At 56.1% G+C, this 20084-nt stretch carries 19 protein-coding genes; 9 read left to right on the forward strand and 10 right to left on the reverse strand.

All coding sequences use genetic code 11. The annotated features are described in order from the left end of the window. The first annotated feature begins 68 nt into the window (after window positions 1–68). The gene (locus WFO64_RS15510; protein WP_337012985.1) at window positions 69–1064 is read left to right on the forward strand and encodes an acyltransferase; all 996 of its coding nucleotides are present in this window, start codon (window positions 69–71) and stop codon (window positions 1062–1064) included. Here WFO64_RS15510 and WFO64_RS15515 read toward each other — a convergent pair. Beyond that, the gene (locus WFO64_RS15515) at window positions 1049–1981 is read right to left on the reverse strand and encodes a GlxA family transcriptional regulator (RefSeq protein ID WP_337012986.1); all 933 of its coding nucleotides are present in this window, start codon (window positions 1979–1981) and stop codon (window positions 1049–1051) included. The two genes, WFO64_RS15510 and WFO64_RS15515, sit on opposite strands and share 16 nt — an antisense overlap. Window positions 1982–1994: 13 nt before the next feature. Continuing rightward, a complete protein-coding gene (yieH, locus tag WFO64_RS15520) occupies window positions 1995–2654 on the reverse strand; it encodes a 6-phosphogluconate phosphatase (protein WP_337012987.1) in 660 nt (219 codons plus the stop codon). Window positions 2655–2806: 152 nt separating this feature from the next. On the opposite strand from yieH, the gene WFO64_RS15525 reads away from it, so the two are divergent. Then, window positions 2807–4120, forward strand: a complete 1314-nt coding sequence (locus WFO64_RS15525; protein WP_337012988.1) for an NCS2 family permease — start codon at window positions 2807–2809, stop codon at window positions 4118–4120. Between the two features lie 48 nt (window positions 4121–4168). Here the strand turns inward: WFO64_RS15525 and WFO64_RS15530 are convergent, their stop codons facing one another. The 7 genes from WFO64_RS15530 to rpmH all read right to left on the reverse strand — a co-directional run bounded on the left by WFO64_RS15530 (window position 4169) and on the right by rpmH (window position 9795). After that, window positions 4169–4918 carry a 4'-phosphopantetheinyl transferase family protein gene (locus WFO64_RS15530; protein WP_337012989.1) on the reverse strand — a complete coding sequence of 250 codons (750 nt, stop codon included), beginning with the start codon at window positions 4916–4918 and terminating at the stop codon, window positions 4169–4171. A 178-nt stretch (window positions 4919–5096) separates the two neighbouring features. After that, the gene (locus WFO64_RS15535) at window positions 5097–5687 is read right to left on the reverse strand and encodes a malonic semialdehyde reductase (RefSeq protein WP_337012990.1); all 591 of its coding nucleotides are present in this window, start codon (window positions 5685–5687) and stop codon (window positions 5097–5099) included. A gap of 266 nt (window positions 5688–5953) precedes the next feature. Next, window positions 5954–7318, reverse strand: coding sequence for a tRNA uridine-5-carboxymethylaminomethyl(34) synthesis GTPase MnmE (mnmE, locus tag WFO64_RS15540; RefSeq protein ID WP_337012991.1), 1365 nt, complete (start codon window positions 7316–7318; stop codon window positions 5954–5956). A gap of 92 nt (window positions 7319–7410) precedes the next feature. Continuing rightward, window positions 7411–9057: a membrane protein insertase YidC gene (gene yidC, locus WFO64_RS15545; RefSeq protein ID WP_337012992.1), complete on the reverse strand. Its 1647-nt coding sequence runs from the start codon at window positions 9055–9057 to the stop codon at window positions 7411–7413. 2 nt (window positions 9058–9059) lie between these two features. Further along, a complete protein-coding gene (gene yidD, locus WFO64_RS15550; protein ID WP_008926397.1) occupies window positions 9060–9317 on the reverse strand; it encodes a membrane protein insertion efficiency factor YidD in 258 nt (85 codons plus the stop codon). Beyond that, window positions 9281–9640: a ribonuclease P protein component gene (rnpA, locus tag WFO64_RS15555; protein ID WP_008926396.1), complete on the reverse strand. Its 360-nt coding sequence runs from the start codon at window positions 9638–9640 to the stop codon at window positions 9281–9283. Before rnpA ends, yidD begins: the two co-directional genes overlap by 37 nt. Window positions 9641–9654: 14 nt before the next feature. After that, complete coding sequence (gene rpmH / locus WFO64_RS15560) at window positions 9655–9795, reverse strand: 50S ribosomal protein L34 (RefSeq protein ID WP_003849659.1); 141 nt, start codon at window positions 9793–9795, stop codon at window positions 9655–9657. 597 nt (window positions 9796–10392) lie between these two features. Here rpmH and dnaA point away from each other — a divergent pair. The 7 genes from dnaA (at window position 10393) to WFO64_RS15595 (ending at window position 19583) form a co-directional block, all read left to right on the forward strand. Next, a complete protein-coding gene (gene dnaA / locus WFO64_RS15565) occupies window positions 10393–11811 on the forward strand; it encodes a chromosomal replication initiator protein DnaA (protein ID WP_337012993.1) in 1419 nt (472 codons plus the stop codon). 4 nt (window positions 11812–11815) lie between these two features. Beyond that, window positions 11816–12916, forward strand: a complete 1101-nt coding sequence (dnaN, locus tag WFO64_RS15570) for a DNA polymerase III subunit beta (RefSeq protein ID WP_010258930.1) — start codon at window positions 11816–11818, stop codon at window positions 12914–12916. A gap of 189 nt (window positions 12917–13105) precedes the next feature. Then, window positions 13106–14191, forward strand: coding sequence for a DNA replication/repair protein RecF (gene recF, locus WFO64_RS15575; protein WP_337012994.1), 1086 nt, complete (start codon window positions 13106–13108; stop codon window positions 14189–14191). Window positions 14192–14209: 18 nt separating this feature from the next. Beyond that, a complete protein-coding gene (gene gyrB / locus WFO64_RS15580) occupies window positions 14210–16618 on the forward strand; it encodes a DNA topoisomerase (ATP-hydrolyzing) subunit B (protein ID WP_337012995.1) in 2409 nt (802 codons plus the stop codon). Between the two features lie 194 nt (window positions 16619–16812). Continuing rightward, a complete protein-coding gene (locus WFO64_RS15585) occupies window positions 16813–17289 on the forward strand; it encodes a YhcH/YjgK/YiaL family protein (protein WP_442956155.1) in 477 nt (158 codons plus the stop codon). A gap of 99 nt (window positions 17290–17388) precedes the next feature. Beyond that, window positions 17389–18198, forward strand: coding sequence for a sugar-phosphatase (gene yidA, locus WFO64_RS15590; protein ID WP_337012996.1), 810 nt, complete (start codon window positions 17389–17391; stop codon window positions 18196–18198). A 116-nt stretch (window positions 18199–18314) separates the two neighbouring features. After that, window positions 18315–19583, forward strand: coding sequence for a DUF3748 domain-containing protein (locus WFO64_RS15595; RefSeq protein WP_337012997.1), 1269 nt, complete (start codon window positions 18315–18317; stop codon window positions 19581–19583). Here the strand turns inward: WFO64_RS15595 and WFO64_RS15600 are convergent. Next, entirely contained in the window at window positions 19549–19917 is a 369-nt protein-coding gene (locus WFO64_RS15600) for a YceK/YidQ family lipoprotein (protein ID WP_337013057.1), read from the reverse strand. The two genes, WFO64_RS15595 and WFO64_RS15600, sit on opposite strands and share 35 nt — an antisense overlap. Between the last annotated feature and the right edge of the window lie 167 nt (window positions 19918–20084).

The raw sequence follows: 20084 nt of genomic DNA on the forward strand, positions 1-20084 counted from the left end.
CAACAGTTGTTGCTCTGGTCGCATTTGGCTACCCTTTTGCGCACGGACGCTATGCGCAAGAGGACGCCATGCCGCAGAAGATTTACTGGATCGATAATGTACGCGCGATTGCCTGCCTGATGGTGATCGTGATTCACACCACCACCTGGTATATCACTGGACCGATGGCGGTGAGCGGCACTACCTGGGATGTGGCTAATCTGCTTAACTCAGCATCACGCGTCTGTGTTCCGCTGTTCTTTATGATCTCCGGCTACCTGTTTTTCGGCGAACGCAGCGCCCAGCCGCGCCATATGCTCCGCCTGGTGCTCTGTCTGCTGTTCTACAGCGCAGTATCGCTGGCCTATATCACCTGGCTGACGCCCATCAGCGAAGGTCGCTCAATCCTGAAGATGCTGCAGAAGCCGGTGTTTTATCATCTGTGGTTCTTCTTTGCGCTGATCGGCATCTATCTGCTGTCACCCCTGATTCAGGTGAAAACCGTGCAGGCGCGTTACGTGGCGCTGCTGGTGCTGGTGCTGGCGGTGCTCGCCAACCCAAATACAGTCAACCAGTCGCTGGGGCCGTTTCATTTTTTGCCGGTTAATCTTTATGTCAGCGGCGACAGCATTTACTACCTGCTTTATGCGCTGCTGGGACGGGCAATCGGCACCATGGAGACCAGCCGGCGCGGCCTGACGCCGCTGGCTGCCGGACTGTTTATCGCCTGTGTGATTGGTATTACGCTGGGGACGAAAAAGGCGTTGATCGTCAACGGGGCGTTTAATGATACCTGGTATCTCTACTGCGGACCGCTGGTGTTTATCGCCGCGATCAGCCTGCTGATCGTCTTTAAAAACAGTCTGAATCAGCGCACCTTGCCTGGTTTTACGGTGATTGCACGTTATTCACTGCCGATTTACGGTTTTCACGCGCTGTTCATTCACTTTCTGCGCACGCATCACTACGATGATATGTCGCAGCCGTGGCTCGACCTGCCCTGGGTGTTCGGGCTGACGCTGGGCGGCAGCCTGCTGATGGGGATGGCACTGAAACGCGTCGATTCCCGTCACTTTGTCAGCTGATCGGCTTCACGCTGGCGGGCGCGTCGAAGCTGACGCGCCGATGAAAACCCCGCCGCCAGCGCCGCTTTTTCGGCAGATTCACCCTGCTGCTGACGTTGGCGCGCCACGCCTACTCGCAGCTGCTCAAGGTATTCCCGCACGCTAATCCCCAGATGCTGGCGAAACAGCCGCGCCAGATGGCGGCTGCTGACGTGGGTACGTCCGGCCAGCTCGGTCAGCGTCCAGCCGTGCTCAGGATGAGCCATCATCAGATCCTGCGCCCGATGAATGGCCGGATGCATGTGGTTGCGGTAACGCAGCCACGGCGAAAGTTGCGGATCGTCACCGGCACGGCGGAACCAGACCACCATCTCCCGCGCCACTGCCAGGGCCGTGGACGTATCACAGAGCTGATTAACCAGATGCAGCGCCAGATCGATTCCCGCCGTGATGCCCGCGCTGGTCCAGATATTCTCATGCCCGACAAACACGCGGTTCTCCTGTACCCGTGCGCGCGGGGCCGCGGCTTTCAGGCGGGCAATGACATCATGATGGGTCGTGCAGTGAACCTCATCCAGCATGCCCGCCTGCGCCGCCAGCAGCGCGCCTGAGCAGACGCAGACCAGCATAAAGGTCTGCGCGCGCAGCGCAGTACGCTGTCGCATCAGCCACTCACGCGCCTCTCCGGCCTGTGGCATGGCATAACAGATCTGCGAGTCATAGACGCCAGGCACCACCAGCAGACTGTCGGCAGGCAACTGTTCGGGTAACGGTTCGATGCCGCCAATGGTCATGCCGGTGGAGCAGATCACCTCCGGCTGTGGACCGATATAGCGCAGCGTAAAGCGGTCGCCCGCCAGCTTCAGCGTCTCAGCCGGGCCGGTCAGATCCAGCGCCATCACGCCAGGCAGGGTTAAAAACCAGACGGTGTGTGTCATGTGTTGCCCTGTACTACACCAGATCCCAGCCACGGGCGCGCCACAGCGCAGGCAGTTGTGCCATGTCGTCGAAGCGCGTCACCAGCGGATGGTCCAGTTCAGGGTTGTGCGCGTCAGCGCAGTAGTAGTAGACCGGCATGCCGGCGGCGATACCGGCGCGGGCGCCTGCTTCTGAATCATCCACCAGAATGCAGCGCTCAATCGGCACCTGCATCTGTTCCGCCGCGTGGTACATCAGTTCCGGATCGGGCTTCCAGTGCAGAATGTCATAGCCGCTGTAGAGGTGCTCCGCAAACAGCGGCAGCATGCCGGTTAAGCCCAGCGAGTGCTGCATCTTTTTTACCGTCCCGTTTGAGACCACGCACATCGGCACCTTTATCTGCTCAACCAGCGCTTTCGCGCCTGCGATTGGCTGCAGTTGCTGATCAAACAATCGCGCGACTTCTGCGCGATAAGCGGTTTCCACCTCTTCCATCGGCAGCCTCACCTGATGCGCGTCGCCCACGTCGCGAATGATGTCGTAGAGTTTGACGCCCTTATACTTTTCAAACATTTGCTGCAGCGACAGTGCCAGTCCGTAACGGGCAAAGGTGTTGACGTAGGCTTGGGTGCAGAGCAACTCACTGTCCACCAGCGTGCCATCGCAATCAAAAAAGACGCATTCAACTGACATCAGACTCTATCCTTTGATTCAGGGGTGTGGTTCCCACTCTACCGCACTCAGCGCAGATTGCGAGAGTGGCAATCGGTTGCGAAAAATCATTGTATTGCCCCGGTAAAATCGCCAGGATACGCGCCGATGATTTTTTCTTCTGGATGGATGGCATGAGCAAGCAAGGCCTTTTACAGCGCATCTTCAGGCTGCAGGAACATGGCACCACGGTGCGCACCGAAGTGATCGCGGGTATCACCACCTTTCTGACGATGGTCTATATCGTCTTTGTCAATCCACAGATCCTCGGCGTCGCCGGCATGAATACCCAGGCGGTGTTTGTGACGACCTGTCTGATTGCCGCCTTTGGTAGCATTCTGATGGGACTGTTTGCCAATCTGCCGGTGGCGCTGGCGCCCGCGATGGGGCTGAACGCCTTCTTCGCCTTTGTCGTGGTCGGCGCGATGGGCTATTCGTGGCAGGTCGGTATGGGCGCGATCTTCTGGGGTGCGGTCGGCCTGCTGATCCTGACGCTGCTGCGGGTTCGCTACTGGATGATTGCCAATATCCCGCTCAGCCTGCGCGTCGGCATTACTGCCGGTATTGGCCTGTTTATCGCCATGATGGGGCTGAAGAATGCCGGTATTATCGTGCCGAATCCCGATACCCTGGTGGCCGTGGGGAATCTGACCTCACACAGCGTACTGCTGGGCGCACTGGGCTTCTTTATTATCGCCATTCTGGCGTCGCGGAATATCCACGCAGCCGTGCTGATCTCAATGGTGATCACCACTGCTATTGGCTGGATGCTGGGCGACGTGAAGTTTGTTGGCCTGTTTTCAGCGCCGCCCTCCATTACTTCGGTAGTCGGACAGGTCGATATCAAAGGCGCATTCAACATCGGCATGGCAGGGGTGATCTTCTCCTTTATGCTGGTTAATCTTTTCGACTCCTCCGGCACGCTGATCGGCGTCACCGACAAAGCGGGACTGACCGATGAAACCGGCACCTTCCCGCGCATGCAGCAGGCGCTCTATGTCGACAGCATCAGTTCAGTGAGTGGTGCGCTGGCGGGCACCTCATCCGTAACCGCCTATATCGAGAGCACCTCAGGTGTGGCGATTGGTGGCCGTACCGGCCTGATGGCCGTGGTCACCGGACTGCTATTCCTGCTGGTGACCTTCCTGTCACCGTTGGCCGCGATGGTGCCAGCCTACGCCGCCGCAGGTGCGCTGATTTACGTCGGCGTGCTGATGACGGCCAGCCTGTCGCGCGTGCGCTGGGATGATTTAACCGAAGCCGTTCCGGCGTTTGTGACAACCGCCATGATGCCCTTCAGCTTTTCCATTACCGAAGGCATTGCGCTGGGTTTTATCGCTTACTGCGTCATGAAAGTGGGCACCGGCCGCTGGCGTGAAATCAGCCCCTGCGTGGTGATTGTCGCCCTGCTGTTTGTGCTGAAGATTGTCTTTATTGACACGCACTAGACGCGCACTAAATGCATTGAGGGCCGCAACCCACAGGTTGCGGCTTTTTCACATCTCAGGATGCAGATTGCGCTCGCTGGGCAGGCTGGTCAGCCGCAGGGCATGAGGCCCGATGTTGGGTTTACCCATCTCGATTTCGCGTAATGCACGCCACTGAAAAGCGTTATCCATCTCCCACAGATGCAGACGCTGGGTGGCAGACGACAGTGCACATGACCAGACCAGCATAGGCTCCGCATCACATACCACCTGAATGTCGGGGTAGAGTGACGATCGCAGCCGGCCTGCACCCGGCAACAGGCGCAGCGAATCCAGTCCCCGATTACCCTCTCCCGTCAGCTTGAGAATGCTCTGGCGTAACGTCCAGATCTGCGTCACCGCTTCCATGGCATCCTGCTGGGCATTGATCCAGGCGATCTCACCTGAGGTTAATCCGTGAATCAGCTGCTCCTGAGTCTGACGGCTCCTCGCATGCACAATCTCCATATCCAGACCGGCACGTCCACCCTCTTCGGCCAGCAGCACACCCACCGTATTGCCCGCATAGGCGATACTGAAATCGGGCAGATCGCTGTCAGCAAACACGGGGCGTCCGTTGCACTGGATAATCAGGTGCGGCAACTCATGAATGCCATAAACCCGCAGCATCAGTTGTGCCAGCAGGGTGCGCGCGGCAAGAAAACGTCCACGGCGTTTGTCAGCAAACTGCTGTGCCGTGTCTCTGATTGTTTGGGGAATGCGCATCTCTTTAGCCGGGAAGCCGGGATCACCCGTCCAGCGTACAAAATGACCAGCCATCTGTCGCTCCGTGAAAATGGTCAGATAATCATCAGCTTTATTGTAGGAATTTTCTTACCTTAATGCACCCGGCAACGCACAGATTAGGTTAAATTCGGAATAGGATGATCAGAAAGCGCAGGCTGGCAGGAATGGAGCAGAGTTACGCGTCGCGATCCGAATCGCGACGCGGGTAGCCTCAGGCGAAACGGCTCGCCTGCTCAAAGCTCAGGCGCGGCAGGCGCGGATGCAGTTTTGACGCGTCACCGTAGCCGAGGTTAATCAGCAGGTTAACCTGATACTGACCGTCGGGGAAAAAGGCATCATTGATTTTCGCCGGGTCAAAACCGGACATCGGACCGGCATCCAGACCCAGCGAACGGGCCGCCAGAATCAGGTAACCCGCCTGCAGGCTGCTGTTACGGAAAGCGGTCTCTGTCGCCGCTTCCGGGCTGCCGGTAAACCAGCTACGCGCATCAGCATGCGGGAACAGCGCGGGCAGCTGCTCATAGAACTCGCGGTCCCAGGCCACAATCACTGTAACCGGTGCGCTCATGGTTTTATCCAGATTGCCGGAAGAGAGTGCCGGTTTCAGCTTCTCTTTGCCTTCCGCCGATGTCACGAAAACAAAACGCGCAGGCGAGCAGTTCGCCGAGGTTGGGCCCAGCGCCGTTAAGGCATAGAGCTGTTCCAGCAGGGTGTTATCGACTGGCTTTTCCTGCCAGTAACTGTGGGTGCGGGCATCATTAAACAGCGTATCCAGTGCGGCAGTGTCGAGCGGTGTACTCATGCAACTCTCCTGTTTGAGGCGACAAGTTTCGCCCAAAGATGTTCACAGATAGGGTGTGCTTCCGGGCCGACGCGGCAGAATGATGCGGGGAGGACGCAACGCAACGGTTAGCCGCACGTCAGATCGGCGCTTTAATGGTTATACGGCAATGCCGGGCCGCCGCAAAATAACATATCAGCAAGAATCACCGCAGAGACGGGAATAACAGGGAAGGCAGCGTGGCGGAAAATCAGGCCTGACGGCAGGTCGCCATCAGGCCTGCAAGGTTATTTACCGATACAGAAGCTGGAGAAGATGCGACCCAGCAGATCGTCAGAAGTAAACTCGCCGGTGATCTCGCTTAATGCCTGCTGGGCAAGACGTAACTCTTCCGCCAGTAGCTCCCCAGCCCATGCCCCGAGCAGTTGCGCTTTTCCCTGCTGTAAGTGCGTTGCCGCCCGTTCCAGCGCCTGCAGATGGCGACGACGCGCCAGGAAGCCCCCTTCCATATTGCCGGCGAAGCCCATGCTCTGCTTCAGGTGATCCCGCAGTGCATCGACGCCCGCGCTGGTGCGTGCCGACAGACGAATCAGTGAGTGACCGTTTACTTCTGTCAGACCGAGAGGCTCACCGGTGACATCCGCCTTGTTGCGGACCACGGTAATCGGCAGTTCCGGCGGCAGACGGGAGACAAAATCGGGCCAGATAGCCGCCGCTTCGGTGGCATCGGTCGTCGTGCCATCTACCATAAACAGCACGCGATCAGCCTGTTCAATCTCCTGCCAGGCGCGCTCAATCCCGATGCGTTCAACTTCGTCGCTGGCCTCACGCAGACCGGCGGTGTCGATGATATGCAGCGGCATGCCATCGAGATGAATATGCTCACGCAGTACGTCACGGGTGGTGCCCGCAATGTCTGTGACGATGGCAGCATCACGGCCCGCCAGCGCATTCAGCAGGCTCGATTTGCCCGCATTCGGCCGGCCCGCAATCACCACTTTCATCCCTTCACGCAGCAGGCTGCCCTGACGCGCTTCGGCACGGACCGCATCCAGGTCCCCGATCACCGTATTCAGCTGCGCTTCGATTCTGCCGTCAGAGAGAAAATCGATCTCCTCATCCGGGAAATCGATAGCGGCTTCGACATAGATTCGCAGGTGAGTGAGTGCTTCTACAAGATGATTGATTCGGGTGGAAAAAACGCCCTGCAGCGAGTTCACTGCCGAACGCGCCGCCTGCTCAGAGCTGGCATCAATCAGGTCGGCAATCGCTTCGGCCTGCGCCAGATCGAGCTTATCATTCAGAAACGCACGTTCTGAAAACTCACCCGGCTGGGCAATACGCACGCCCGGCAGCGCGACGATGCGCTTCAGCAGCAGGTCGAGGATCACCGGGCCACCGTGACCCTGCAGCTCCAGCACATCTTCACCGGTAAAGGAGTGGGGACCAGGAAACCACAGCGCAATGCCCTGATCCAGCACGCTGCCGTCGCTGTCTGTGAACGGCAGATAATCGGCGTATCTCGGCTTAGGCAGCTTGCCCAGCAGCTGGCGGGCGACCTCTGCCGCCTGCGCGCCAGAGACGCGCAGAATGCCTACGCCGCCGCGTCCTGGCGGTGTTGCCTGGGCAACAATGGTATCGCTGTGGCTCATAAATTTTCTCTCGCTACAAAAAACACAGGCGGTCGCTTTGACCGCCTGAGGATAGACTATTTTAGGGCGGGATGGCTCCCGCGCTGGATCGCTTACGCTTTCTTCTTGTCGCGGCTATGCAGACCACGTTTTTCCAGGCCGCGATAAATCAGCTGCTGCTGGAGAATGGTGACCAGGTTGCTGACGATGTAGTACAGCACCAGACCTGACGGGAACCACAGGAAGAACATGGTGAAAATCACCGGCATGTAGGTCATGATCTTCTGCTGCATCGGATCGGTCACGGTGGTTGGTGACATCTTCTGAATGAAGAACATGGTGATACCCATCAGAATCGGCAGGATGTAGTACGGGTCCTGCGCTGACAGGTCATGGATCCACAGAACGAATGGTGCATGACGCAGTTCAACTGAGCCTGACAGCATATAGTAGAGCGCCAGGAAGATTGGCATCTGAATCACCAGCGGCAGACAGCCACCCAGTGGATTCACTTTCTCTGCTTTATACAGCGCCATCATTTCCTGGCTCTGCTTCTGCTTGTCATCACCCAGGCGCTCACGCATCGCCTGAATTTTCGGCTGCAGCATGCGCATCTTGGCCATCGAGGTGTACTGCGCTTTGGTCAGCGGGTACATGATGCCGCGCACGATGAAGGTGATCACGATAATGGAGAAGCCCCAGTTACCGATGAAGCTGTGGATAAATTTCAGCAGTTTGAACAGCGGCTGAGAGATAAACCACAACCAGCCGTAATCCACAGTCAGATCAAGGTGCGGCGCAATCGCGGCCATCTTGTCCTGAATTTCCGGGCCGACCCACAGCGTTGCACCCAGATTCTGCTGAGCGCCCGCGGCAATGGTGACCGGTGCAGATTTATAGCCAATCGCTGCCACGCCGTTACCCAGGTTGCTGGTGTAAAGGGTGTTAGTGCCGTCGGTACGCGGAACCCATGCAGTCGCAAAATACTGCTGCAGCATCGCAACCCAGCCATTGCTGGTGGTGGCGTTCAGGTTCTCGTTATCCGCGATGGTGTCGAATTTGTACTTCTCATATTTCGACTCGCTGGTCGAGTAGGCCGCGCCACGGAAGGTGTGCAGAGCAAAGTTGTTGCTGCCGGTATCACGATGCTTAGGCAGATCAACCGTCTGCTTTAGCTGGCCAAACAGCGACACTTCCAGCGGCTGCTGGGTCGTGTTGTTAACATGATAATCGACATTAACGGCGTATTCGCCACGCTTGAAGATGAAGGTTTTGGTGTAAACCACGCCATTTTCAGCAGTATAGGTCATCGGCACACGCAGTTCAGACTGGCCATCAGCCATCTCGAAGTGATTCTGCGTAGCGTTGAACAGCGGACGCGCGCCGTTGTTTGGGTTATCCGGGCCATTACGACCGGTTAAACCACTCTGTGCCTGATAAAGGAACGCTGGCGTCGTTTCAAGCAGCTGGAACGGCTGGTCGGAACCCAGTTTGTCCGGGAAAGTCAGCAGCAGTGCTTGTTCAACATCACCGCCTCGGGTGTTGATATTCAATGACAGGACATCAGTCTTAACGGTGATCGTCTGGCCCTGACCGCTGGCCGGTACACCCTGACTGGCGGTATCACCCGCTATGCTGTTTGTGCCTTGTGTAGTCTGCGTCTGCTGTGGCTGCGGAGCGTGGTCCGTCTGCCAGGCTTGCCAGATCATAAAGGTCACGAACAGAAAAGCGATGAGAAAGAGATTGCGTTGCGAATCCATCGTTAATGTTCTCTGGTATCAAAGGTTTTTGGCGGCACAGGATCGTCACCACCCGGGTTCAAGGGGTGGCATTTTAATACGCGTTTTAATGTCAACCAACTGCCTTTTATCAGGCCAAACCTGCGTAACGCCTCAATTCCGTAATGAGAGCAGGTCGGGTGAAACCGACAGTGTGGTCCCAGTAATGGACTGATACCGCGTTGATAGACGCGTATCAGGACGATCAGGAGCCGCGCGCCAGGCGACAGTGACGACGCCATAATTTCTCCAACGCTTCCGCCAGCATACGGTTATCCAGATCGGCAACCCCCTTCTTCGCGACCACCACGAAGTCCATCGACGGCAGTTCATGTTGACGCAGACGAAAGCTTTCGCGGGTCAATCGCTTGATCCGGTTGCGTTCATGAGCGCGTTTAACATGTTTTTTAGCGACAGTGAGACCGATGCGGGGATGCCCCAGCGCGTTAAGGCGGCCGAGAATAGTAATTTGCGGCGTGCCAGCCCGTTGTGGCTGCTGGAAGACGAAAGTGAAATGAGTGGGAGTTAACAAACGTAACTCCCTGGGAAATGCGAGCTTACCCATCAGGGCTTGCTTTATTACTTAGAAACGGTCAGACGAGAACGGCCTTTAGCACGACGACGTGCCAGAACCTGACGACCATTTTTTGTTGCCATACGAGCACGGAAACCGTGAGAACGGTTGCGCTTCAGTACGGACGGTTGAAAAGTGCGTTTCATGGCGGTTTCTACCTAAACTTGAAAATTTTCACTGGGTGACGCGTTTCGGGCCAGTAAATCGACCTACGCCTCAATGTGTCTTTAATAAAGAGGCGGGATTGTAATAATTGTACAGTCCCGAGTCAATTTACTTCGCGTGCAACGGTACCTGATAACCCGCATACAGCCCGCTGAGTCCCGACTTTACGCCTGATGGCTCAATGTCGGGTGGAGAATTATACGGGCTACGCACTAAAGCGCAAGGATCGCACGGGATCTTATTGCGATCGGCTTGTGGGATCCTGGGGATAAAATGGGATGCCGCCCAAAATTTTAACGCATTGCGCCAGATCCCTGCTGGTTTTTCCCGCAACTGGCGTAAACTTCTTTGCGCATCTCTGGCCTGTGGATAAAAACGATCAAAACTGTGTAGAAAGGGAAGATCTCTGTCTCGCTTTGCGCTATGATCCGCCCTTCCGCTGACGATCCTCTGGTGATTGCAGGACGGAAAACCGCTGATAGCGGTCGCAGGCGCTTTCTTAGCGTCTGTGTCAAAAATGAACGTTTCTTAGAGTAACGCCTACTATTCTTATCGAATTTGTACGAGTGGAGTCCGCCGTGTCACTTACGCTTTGGCAACAGTGTCTTGCCCGTTTGCAGGATGAGCTTCCTGCCACCGAATTCAGCATGTGGATTCGTCCACTGCAGGCTGAGTTAAACGACAATACGCTTGCCTTGTATGCTCCAAATCGCTTCGTACTCGACTGGGTTCGGGACAAATACCTCAATAGTATCAATGCATTGCTGAATGAATTCTGTGGTCCAAACGTGCCAACGCTGCGTTTTGAAGTGGGTACGCGCCCGGTTCAGCAGCAGCAGGCGGCAGCGGTCAGCCAGCCGGTGATGGCCAGCGTCAGTGCGCCCGTTATGCCCGTGCAGAGCCATATTCGTCCGGCCCCGACGCAGATCATGCGTCCCAGCTGGGATAATGTCCCGGCACCGGCCGACGTAACCTACCGCTCGAATGTGAATAACCGCCATAACTTCGATAACTTCGTCGAGGGTAAATCCAACCAGCTGGCGCGCGCGGCGGCACGTCAGGTGGCGGATAATCCAGGTGGCGCTTACAACCCGCTGTTTCTGTATGGCGGCACCGGCCTCGGTAAAACGCACCTGTTGCACGCGGTGGGCAACGGCATCATTGCCCGTAAACCCAATGCAAAAGTGGTTTACATGCATTCCGAGCGCTTTGTGCAGGATATGGTTAAAGCCCTGCAGAACAATGCGATTGAAGAGTTCAAACGCTATTACCGTTCAGTGGATGCGCTGCTGATCGATGACATTCAGTTCTTTGCTAATAAAGAGCGCTCCCAGGAAGAGTTCTTCCACACCTTCAATGCGTTATTAGAGGGCAATCAGCAGATCATCCTCACCTCAGATCGCTATCCAAAAGAGATCAACGGGGTAGAAGATCGTCTCAAATCACGTTTCGGTTGGGGTTTAACGGTGGCGATCGAGCCGCCTGAGCTGGAAACGCGTGTGGCGATCCTGATGAAAAAAGCGGATGAGAATGACATCCGTCTGCCTGGTGAAGTCGCTTTCTTTATTGCCAAGCGTTTACGATCTAACGTGCGTGAACTGGAAGGCGCGCTGAATCGCGTGATCGCCAATGCCAACTTTACCGGCCGCGCGATCACTATCGACTTCGTGCGAGAAGCGCTGCGCGATCTGCTGGCGCTACAGGAAAAGCTGGTCACCATCGATAATATTCAGAAGACCGTGGCTGAGTACTACAAAATTAAGGTAGCGGATCTGCTTTCCAAGCGCCGTTCGCGCTCGGTGGCTCGTCCGCGCCAGATGGCGATGGCGATGGCGAAAGAGTTGACGAACCATAGCTTGCCAGAAATTGGCGATGCTTTTGGGGGTCGCGACCACACAACGGTGCTTCATGCCTGCCGCAAGATTGAGCAGCTGCGTGAAGAGAGCCACGATATCAAAGAAGATTTCTCTAATCTCATCAGAACATTATCTTCCTGACGCTATGAAATTTATTGTTGAACGTGAGCAGCTGCTGAAGCCGCTGCAACAAGTAAGTGGCCCACTGGGTGGCCGTCCGACGCTGCCGATCCTTGGAAACCTGCTGCTGCAGGTAACAGAAGGTTCGCTGTTGCTAACCGGTACCGATCTGGAAATGGAGATGGTCGCGCGCGTGGCGTTGACTCAGGCGCATGAGCCTGGCTCCACCACCGTTCCGGCACGCAAATTCCTCGATATCTGTCGCGGATTGCCGGATGGCGCAGAAATCACCCTGGCGCTGGAAGGCGACCGCATGCTGGTGCGCTCAGGCCGCAGCCGCTTTTCGCTATCGACCCTTCCCGCCAGTGACTTCCCGAATCTTGACGACTGGCAGAGTGAAGTTGAATTCACCCTGCCGCAGGCGACCCTGAAACGGCTGATCGAAGCGACCCAATTCTCAATGGCGCATCAGGATGTGCGTTACTACCTCAACGGCATGATGTTTGAAACCGAAGGGGAAGAGCTGCGCACCGTAGCCACTGACGGCCACCGTCTGGCCGTCTGCTCAATGCCGATTGGTCAGGCGCTGCCAAGTCATTCGGTGATTGTGCCGCGCAAAGGCGTGATTGAGCTGCTGCGTCTGCTGGATGGTGGCGACACCCCGCTACAGGTACAGATTGGCGGCAGCAATATCCGGGCGCATGTCGGCGACTACATCTTCACCTCTAAGCTGGTGGATGGCCGTTTTCCTGACTATCGTCGCGTATTGCCGAAGAATCCCGACAAAGCGCTGGAAGCAGGTTGCGATCTGCTGAAACAGGCCTTTGCCCGCGCGGCGATCCTCTCTAACGAGAAGTTCCGCGGCGTTCGCCTCTATATCACCGAAAATCAGCTAAAGATCACCGCTAATAACCCTGAACAGGAAGAAGCGGAAGAGATGCTGGATGTCAGCTATAACGGCACTGAACTGGAAATTGGCTTCAACGTCAGTTACGTGCTGGATGTACTGAATGCGCTGAAATGCGAAAACGTTCGCCTGTTGCTGACGGATTCGGTGTCGAGCGTGCAGATTGAGGATGTGGCGAGTCCCGCAGCGGCCTACGTCGTGATGCCCATGCGCTTGTAGGTGTTACATATCGGCCTGGCTTACTTGCTACGTTGCGCCCCGTCAGTGCTCGCCATCCTCACGTACTTCAGTACGCTCCGGTGGCTGTGCGCTGGCGGGACGCAACGTAGCTGCGACGCCGATGGCCTGGATCGCTAAAAGGCAAAACCCATTTCATCCCGACTATTGCCCTTCACGCTGGATTGATTCATGGCTTTAACCCGCCTTCTTATCAAAGATTTTCGTAATATCGAGCAGGCTGACCTGCAGCTGGCCCCCGGCTTTAATTTTCTGGTGGGCGCCAACGGCAGTGGTAAAACCAGCGTTTTAGAGGCAATACATACGCTGGGGCATGGCCGGTCGTTTCGCAGCCTGCAGGCAGGGCGCGTAATTCGTCACGACGAGGCGGCATTTGTGCTGCACGGGCGTCTTGAAAACAAAGAACGGGAAATTTCAGTCGGGCTGACCAAAAATCGGGCCGGTGACAGCAAAGTCCGCATTGATGGCAGCGATGGTCACAAGGTCGCAGAGCTGGCGCAGCTGCTGCCGATGCAGTTAATCACCCCTGAAGGCTTTAGTTTGCTCAATGGCGGCCCCAAATACCGCCGAGCCTATGTCGACTGGGGCTGTTTCCATAACACGCACGGCTTTTTTAACGCCTGGAACAACATGCGTCGCCTGCTTAAACAGCGGAATGCGGCGCTGCGCCAGGTCTCACGTTACAGCCAGATTCGTCCCTGGGATCAGGAACTGGTACCGCTGGCTGAACAGATCAGCCAGTGGCGGGCTGAATACAGTGCAGCCATTTCAGCGGAGATCACCGCCACCTGTGGCCAGTTTCTGCCGGAGTTTGCGCTGCGCTTTTCATTCCAGCGGGGCTGGGACAAAGAGAGCGACTACGGCGAACTGCTGGAACGTAACTTCGAGCGCGATCGTGCGCTGACTTATACCGCCAGCGGTCCCCATAAAGCCGATTTTCGTATTCGGGCTGAAGGGACGCCGGTGGAAGATTTACTCTCACGCGGGCAGTTAAAACTGCTGATGTGTGCATTGCGTCTGGCACAGGGCGAGTTCCTGACAAGCCAGAGCGGACGCCGCTGTATTTACCTTATTGATGACTTTGCTTCTGAGCTGGATGAGAGCCGCCGACGCCTGCTGGCGGAGCGGTTAAAAGCTACTCAGGCTCAGGTGTTTGTCAGCGCCATTTCTGCCGGGCATGTAATCGACATGACCGACGAAAAGGGCAAGATGTTCCGCGTGGAACAGGGTAAAATAGCGGTTCAACCTGAAGATTAAAATGAGCGAGAAACGTTGATGTCGAATTCTTATGACTCCTCAAGTATTAAAGTCCTGAAAGGACTTGATGCGGTACGCAAACGCCCGGGCATGTATATCGGCGATACTGATGACGGTACCGGTCTGCATCACATGGTATTCGAGGTCGTGGATAACGCAATCGACGAAGCGCTCGCTGGTCACTGCAGTGACATTGTGGTCACCATCCATGCGGATAACTCTGTATCAGTGCAGGATGATGGACGCGGCATTCCTACCGGTATTCACGAAGAAGAGGGCATTTCTGCCGCTGAAGTGATCATGACCGTGCTGCATGCTGGCGGTAAGTTCGATGATAACTCCTATAAAGTCTCCGGCGGTCTGCACGGCGTGGGTGTCTCAGTGGTTAACGCCCTGTCGCAGAAGCTGGAGCTGACCATTCGTCGTGAAGGCAAAGTGCATCAGCAGGTTTATGTCCATGGCGTTCCTGAGTCACCACTGGCGGTAACCGGTGAGACCGATATTACCGGTACGCGTGTACGTTTCTGGCCGAGCCACGAAACCTTTACCAACGTGCGTGATTTTGAGTATGACATCCTGGCGAAACGCCTGCGTGAACTGTCGTTCCTGAACTCAGGTGTGTCGATCCGTCTGGAAGATAAGCGTGATGGCAAAAGTGATCACTTCCACTACGAAGGCGGCATCCGGGCGTTTGTTGAGTACCTCAACAAAAACAAAACCCCGATTCACCCTACCGTGTTCTATTTTTCTACCGAGAAAGATGGCATCGGTGTGGAAGTGGCACTGCAGTGGAACGACGGCTTTCAGGAAAACATCTACTGCTTTACAAACAACATCCCACAGCGTGACGGCGGTACCCACCTCGCCGGTTTCCGTGCGGCGATGACCCGTACCCTGAATGCCTATATGGATAAAGAGGGTTACAGCAAGAAAGCTAAAGTCAGCGCCACCGGTGATGATGCGCGTGAAGGTCTGATCGCCGTAGTTTCGGTTAAAGTACCGGATCCAAAATTCTCCTCACAGACCAAAGATAAACTGGTCTCTTCGGAGGTGAAATCAGCGGTTGAGCAGCAGATGAACGAACTGCTGGCAGAATACCTGCTGGAAAACCCATCAGATGCCAAAATCGTGGTGGGCAAAATCATCGACGCCGCCCGTGCCCGTGAAGCGGCACGCCGTGCCCGCGAAATGACCCGCCGTAAAGGGGCGCTGGATCTGGCTGGTCTGCCAGGCAAACTGGCAGATTGCCAGGAGCGCGACCCGGCGCTGTCTGAAATCTACCTGGTGGAGGGTGACTCCGCAGGCGGTTCGGCCAAACAGGGCCGTAACCGTAAAAACCAGGCGATACTGCCGCTGAAAGGTAAGATCCTTAACGTTGAGAAAGCGCGTTTCGACAAGATGCTCGCCTCTCAGGAAGTGGCCACGCTAATCACCGCGCTGGGTTGCGGTATTGGTCGCGATGAGTACAACCCGGATAAACTGCGCTATCACAGCATTATCATCATGACCGATGCCGACGTCGATGGTTCACATATCCGTACCCTGCTGCTGACCTTCTTCTATCGTCAGATGCCTGAAATCATTGAGCGCGGCCACGTTTATATCGCTCAGCCGCCTCTCTACAAAGTGAAGAAAGGCAAGCAGGAGCAGTACATCAAAGATGATGAAGCGATGGATCAATACCAGATCGCTATCGCCCTTGATGGTGCGACGCTGCACACCAATGCCAGCGCACCTGCGCTGGGCGGTGAGCCGCTTGAGACGCTGGTCTCTGATTTCAATAGCACCCAGAAGATGATCAAGCGTATGGAACGCCGTTATCCGATGGCCATGCTGCGCGCGATGATTTACCACGACACGCTGAGCGATCTGAGCAGCGAAGCGGACGTCACCGCCTGGCTGAACGGCCTGGTGAGCTATCTGACTGAACGCGAAGCGCACGGCAGTACCTATCTGGCACAGGTGCGTGAGAACCGCGAACTGAACCTGTTCGAGCCGGTGCTGCGCGTCCGTACCCACGGTGTGGATACCGACTATCCGCTGGAAGCTGATTTCATTCAGGGGCCTGAGTACCGCAAAATCTGCGCTCTGGGTGGCAAACTGCGTGGTCTGCTGGAAGAAGATGCTTATATTGAACGTGGCGAGCGTCGTCAGCCGGTGGCAAGCTTCGAACAGGCTATTGAGTGGCTGGTTAAAGAGTCGCGGCGCGGCCTTTCGGTCCAGCGCTATAAAGGTCTCGGCGAGATGAACCCGGAGCAGTTGTGGGAAACCACGATGGATCCAGACAGCCGTCGTATGCTCCGCGTCACCATAAAAGATGCGATTGGCGCTGACCAGCTGTTCACTACCCTGATGGGCGATGCGGTTGAACCGCGCCGCGCCTTCATCGAAGAGAATGCGCTGAAAGCAGCCAATATCGATATTTAACCGGCAGCGAACCGACCAGGCCATCACCCAGGTGATGGCCTTTTTTTTGTGCCGTACGGGCGCAAACCCGGCAGGACATCTCTTCCTGCCCGAATGCTGCGACCCCGAGCACGTTTTAATTTTTTCAGATCTCCTTCTCTTGCCCCCTCTGCGCGCATTTACCGCGCACAATTCATACAGGGCGTGACACCCTGATTGTTTGCGACCGTTACAACTGGGACAGAGAACGCTACGCCTTTCATCCGGTGTTCGATCAGGCGAAAAGCGGGATGGCCAAAACAGATTTCAGCCAGCTGGAAACCGGTAAATATGAGATGCAGGCTGATAACAAAATATTCTGTCTGGTGCAGGAGAGGATGACCGAACCGGCCAGCGCGCGTCGGGCGAAATCCCACTTCAGCTACATTGATATTCAGTCTCTGCTGGCAGGCACCGAAAATATCGGCCTGGCCCGCGCCCATCCCGATCAGCAAATTACCGAAGATTTCACCGGGCAGCGTGACGTCGTTTTTTATCAGAAAATATTGAATGAATCGGTGATTACGTTGATGCCCGGCATGTTCGCGCTCTTTTTCCCACACGATATTCATCGCCCCTGCTGCGCGCCTGACGAACCCGCACTTATCCGAAAAGCCATGATTAACATCCACCGCGATCTCTTTACCACCTGAACCTGGCGGTCTGCTGGCCGTTGCCGCTTGCCAGGAAACTGGTCAATGATCGCTGAATCGCGCTAGCATTGAACAAAACCCAGACGCAACGAGGACTCTATGGCTATTAAATTGATCGCTATCGACATGGATGGCACCCTGCTCAACCCACAACATGAAATCACGCCGGGAGTAAAATCCGCTCTGGATCGCGCCCGCCAGCAAGGGGTGTCGATTGTGCTGACCACAGGCCGCCCGTTTGTGGGTATCCAGCGCTATCTGATGGAGCTGGATATGCAGGCGCCCGGTCAGTACGCGATCAGCAACAACGGTGCGCTGGTTCATCAGGCCGAAGATGGCGAGTGCGTGGCGGAAGTGACGCTGACCTTTGATGACTATCTCTATATTGAGAATCTGGCGCGTGAGCTTGGCGTGCATTTCCAGGCGTTCGATAAATCCCATCTCTATACGCCGAACAAAGACATCAGCGAATACACCATCCACGAAGCGAGCCTGACCGGCATTCCGGTGCGCTACCGCGCTGTGGAAGAGATGGATCGCACCATGCGCTTCCCGAAACTGATGATGATTGACCGGCCCGCCCTGCTTGACGCGGCAATTACCCGGCTACCCGAGCACGCTCAACAGACCTATACCATCCTGAAGAGCGCGCCTTATTACCTCGAAATTCTTGATCGCCGGGTGAATAAAGGTCAGGGCGTCAAAATGCTGGCGGAGAAACTCGGCCTGAAGCAGGAAGAAGTGATGGCGATTGGCGATCAGGAGAATGACCTGGCGATGATTGAATACGCTGGCACAGGTGTTGCAATGGGTAATGCCATTGATTCTGTTAAAAAAATCGCGCAGTTCATCACAAAGACTAATCGGGAAGATGGCGTTGCATATGCTATTGAAGAGTTAGTACTGTAACGGTTTTGATCTCTGCCGGGCCGCTTCGGCCCGGATCCCTGAACCCGGCAAAAAAGCTGCACGGCAAAACATAATCGCGTAATTTGTCGGGCAACTCTTTCTCCGCGGGTTTCATCATGTCAGAAAAACAGATTACCTTTGCTGCCCGTCAGCATCAGCTCACCAATATTAATGTCTGGACTGCCGACAGCCAGTGGCTGGCGTTTGACGTTCGTCCATCGGGCGCGTCGTTTACCAGCCAGACCATTGAGCGGGTCAATGTGATGACCGGTGAGGTGGAGGTGCTCTATCAGGCCCGGCATGGTGCCCATGTTGGTGTCGTCACGGTCAGCCCCGATCTGCCACCGCGCTACGTCTGTATTCATGGCCCGGAACATCCCGATGCCAGCTGGCAGTATGACTTCCACCACCGGCGCGGTGTGATCGTCGAGAACGGCGCGGCGGTGAATCTTGATGCGTGCGATATCACGCCGCCGTTCACCCCTGGCGCGCTGCGTGGTGGCTCGCATGTGCATGTCTTCAGCCCTGACGGTTCACGTCTGAGCTTTACCTATAATGACCATGTGATGTATGAGCTGGATAGCCGTCTGGACCTGCGAAACGTTGGCGTTGCGGTGCCGCTGCGCGCCGTAACGCCCGAAAAGCAGCATCCGCGCGAATATGACGGCACTTATTTTTGCCTGCTGGTAAGCAGGACGCATGCGGAACCCCTGCGCGGCAGTGACCAGATCACTCGTGCCTATGAGGAGTGCTGGGTCGGTGAGCGTGGCTATCAGAAACCAGACGGCGGCTGGCAGCGCTGGGCCATTGCCTTTATTGGCGACACGCTAACGGCGCAGGGCGAGAAACGCCCTGAAATCTTTATTGTTGATCTGCCTGATGCGCTGGAGGATTACGCCCGTGCGGGAGAAATGCCGCTGGAAGGCAGCAGCCAGCAGTTACCTGCGCCCCCGGCTGGCGTGCGGCAGCGTCGCCTGACACACAGCAATGGCGTGGCGCTGCAACCGCGTCACTGGCTGCGCGCAGCACCCGATGGCAGCCAGATAGCGTTTCTGATGGCGGATGCAGGGCAGGTGATTCAGCTTTGGACAGTCTCCCCCAACGGCGGTGAACCGCGTCAAATCACCCGGCTGAGCCACAGTATTCAGTCCGCCTTTAGCTGGCATCCTGACGGCCAGGCGATCGCCTTTATCTGCGATAACAGCGTGATGCGATGCAACCTTGAGAGCGGCGGATGTCAGCGGCTGACCCGCAGAACGGAAGATGCGCCATCAGGTGACGCGGTGGTCTGGTCACCTGACGGTACACAGATTGCTTATATGCGTGAAGTTAATGGCTGGCGGCAACTCTTTACGGTTGCGGCTGTGACCGCATCGGGGGCATAGGCTGCGCCTGCGCCAGGCTTTCCTGCGTATGGGCCAGCCTTTCGCTTTTCAGGATGCGTTCACGCGGGGAGTTGAGTGATTTATCTTTGTCGCTACGGTAGTAGTCCCACGGCAGCAGCAGCGTATCCAGCACAGCAGAGAAAGGAAGATCGATTAACGCCAGCGGTTTCAGCGCCCAGCTGGTTTCACCATCGGTCAGCATGTCAGCGCTCGCACGAGTGCCTGGATAGTAACCCTGACTCGCACCTGTGTGAGACATCACGCTGGAACAGCCGGTTGTCGCCATTGCGCAGCAAACCATTCCAGCCAGAGGTAAGGTCTTCATCAATTTCATCATCATCATCCCTTCAGCCATGGCATAAGCCTGGCTGAGTTGGCTTGCCAGACAACGTCAACACTCTGGGGCGAAGTCCGTTCGGGTCTGGCAAAAGTAGTTCTGAGTGTATGCCATTTCGTCTAATTGGCGAAAAAAATTGCATTCCGCCCTCTTGAAAATTCGCT

Origin of the sequence: Pantoea sp. AS142, from assembly GCF_037152305.1 — a bacterium.
Taxonomy (GTDB): Bacteria; Pseudomonadota; Gammaproteobacteria; order Enterobacterales; family Enterobacteriaceae; genus Pantoea.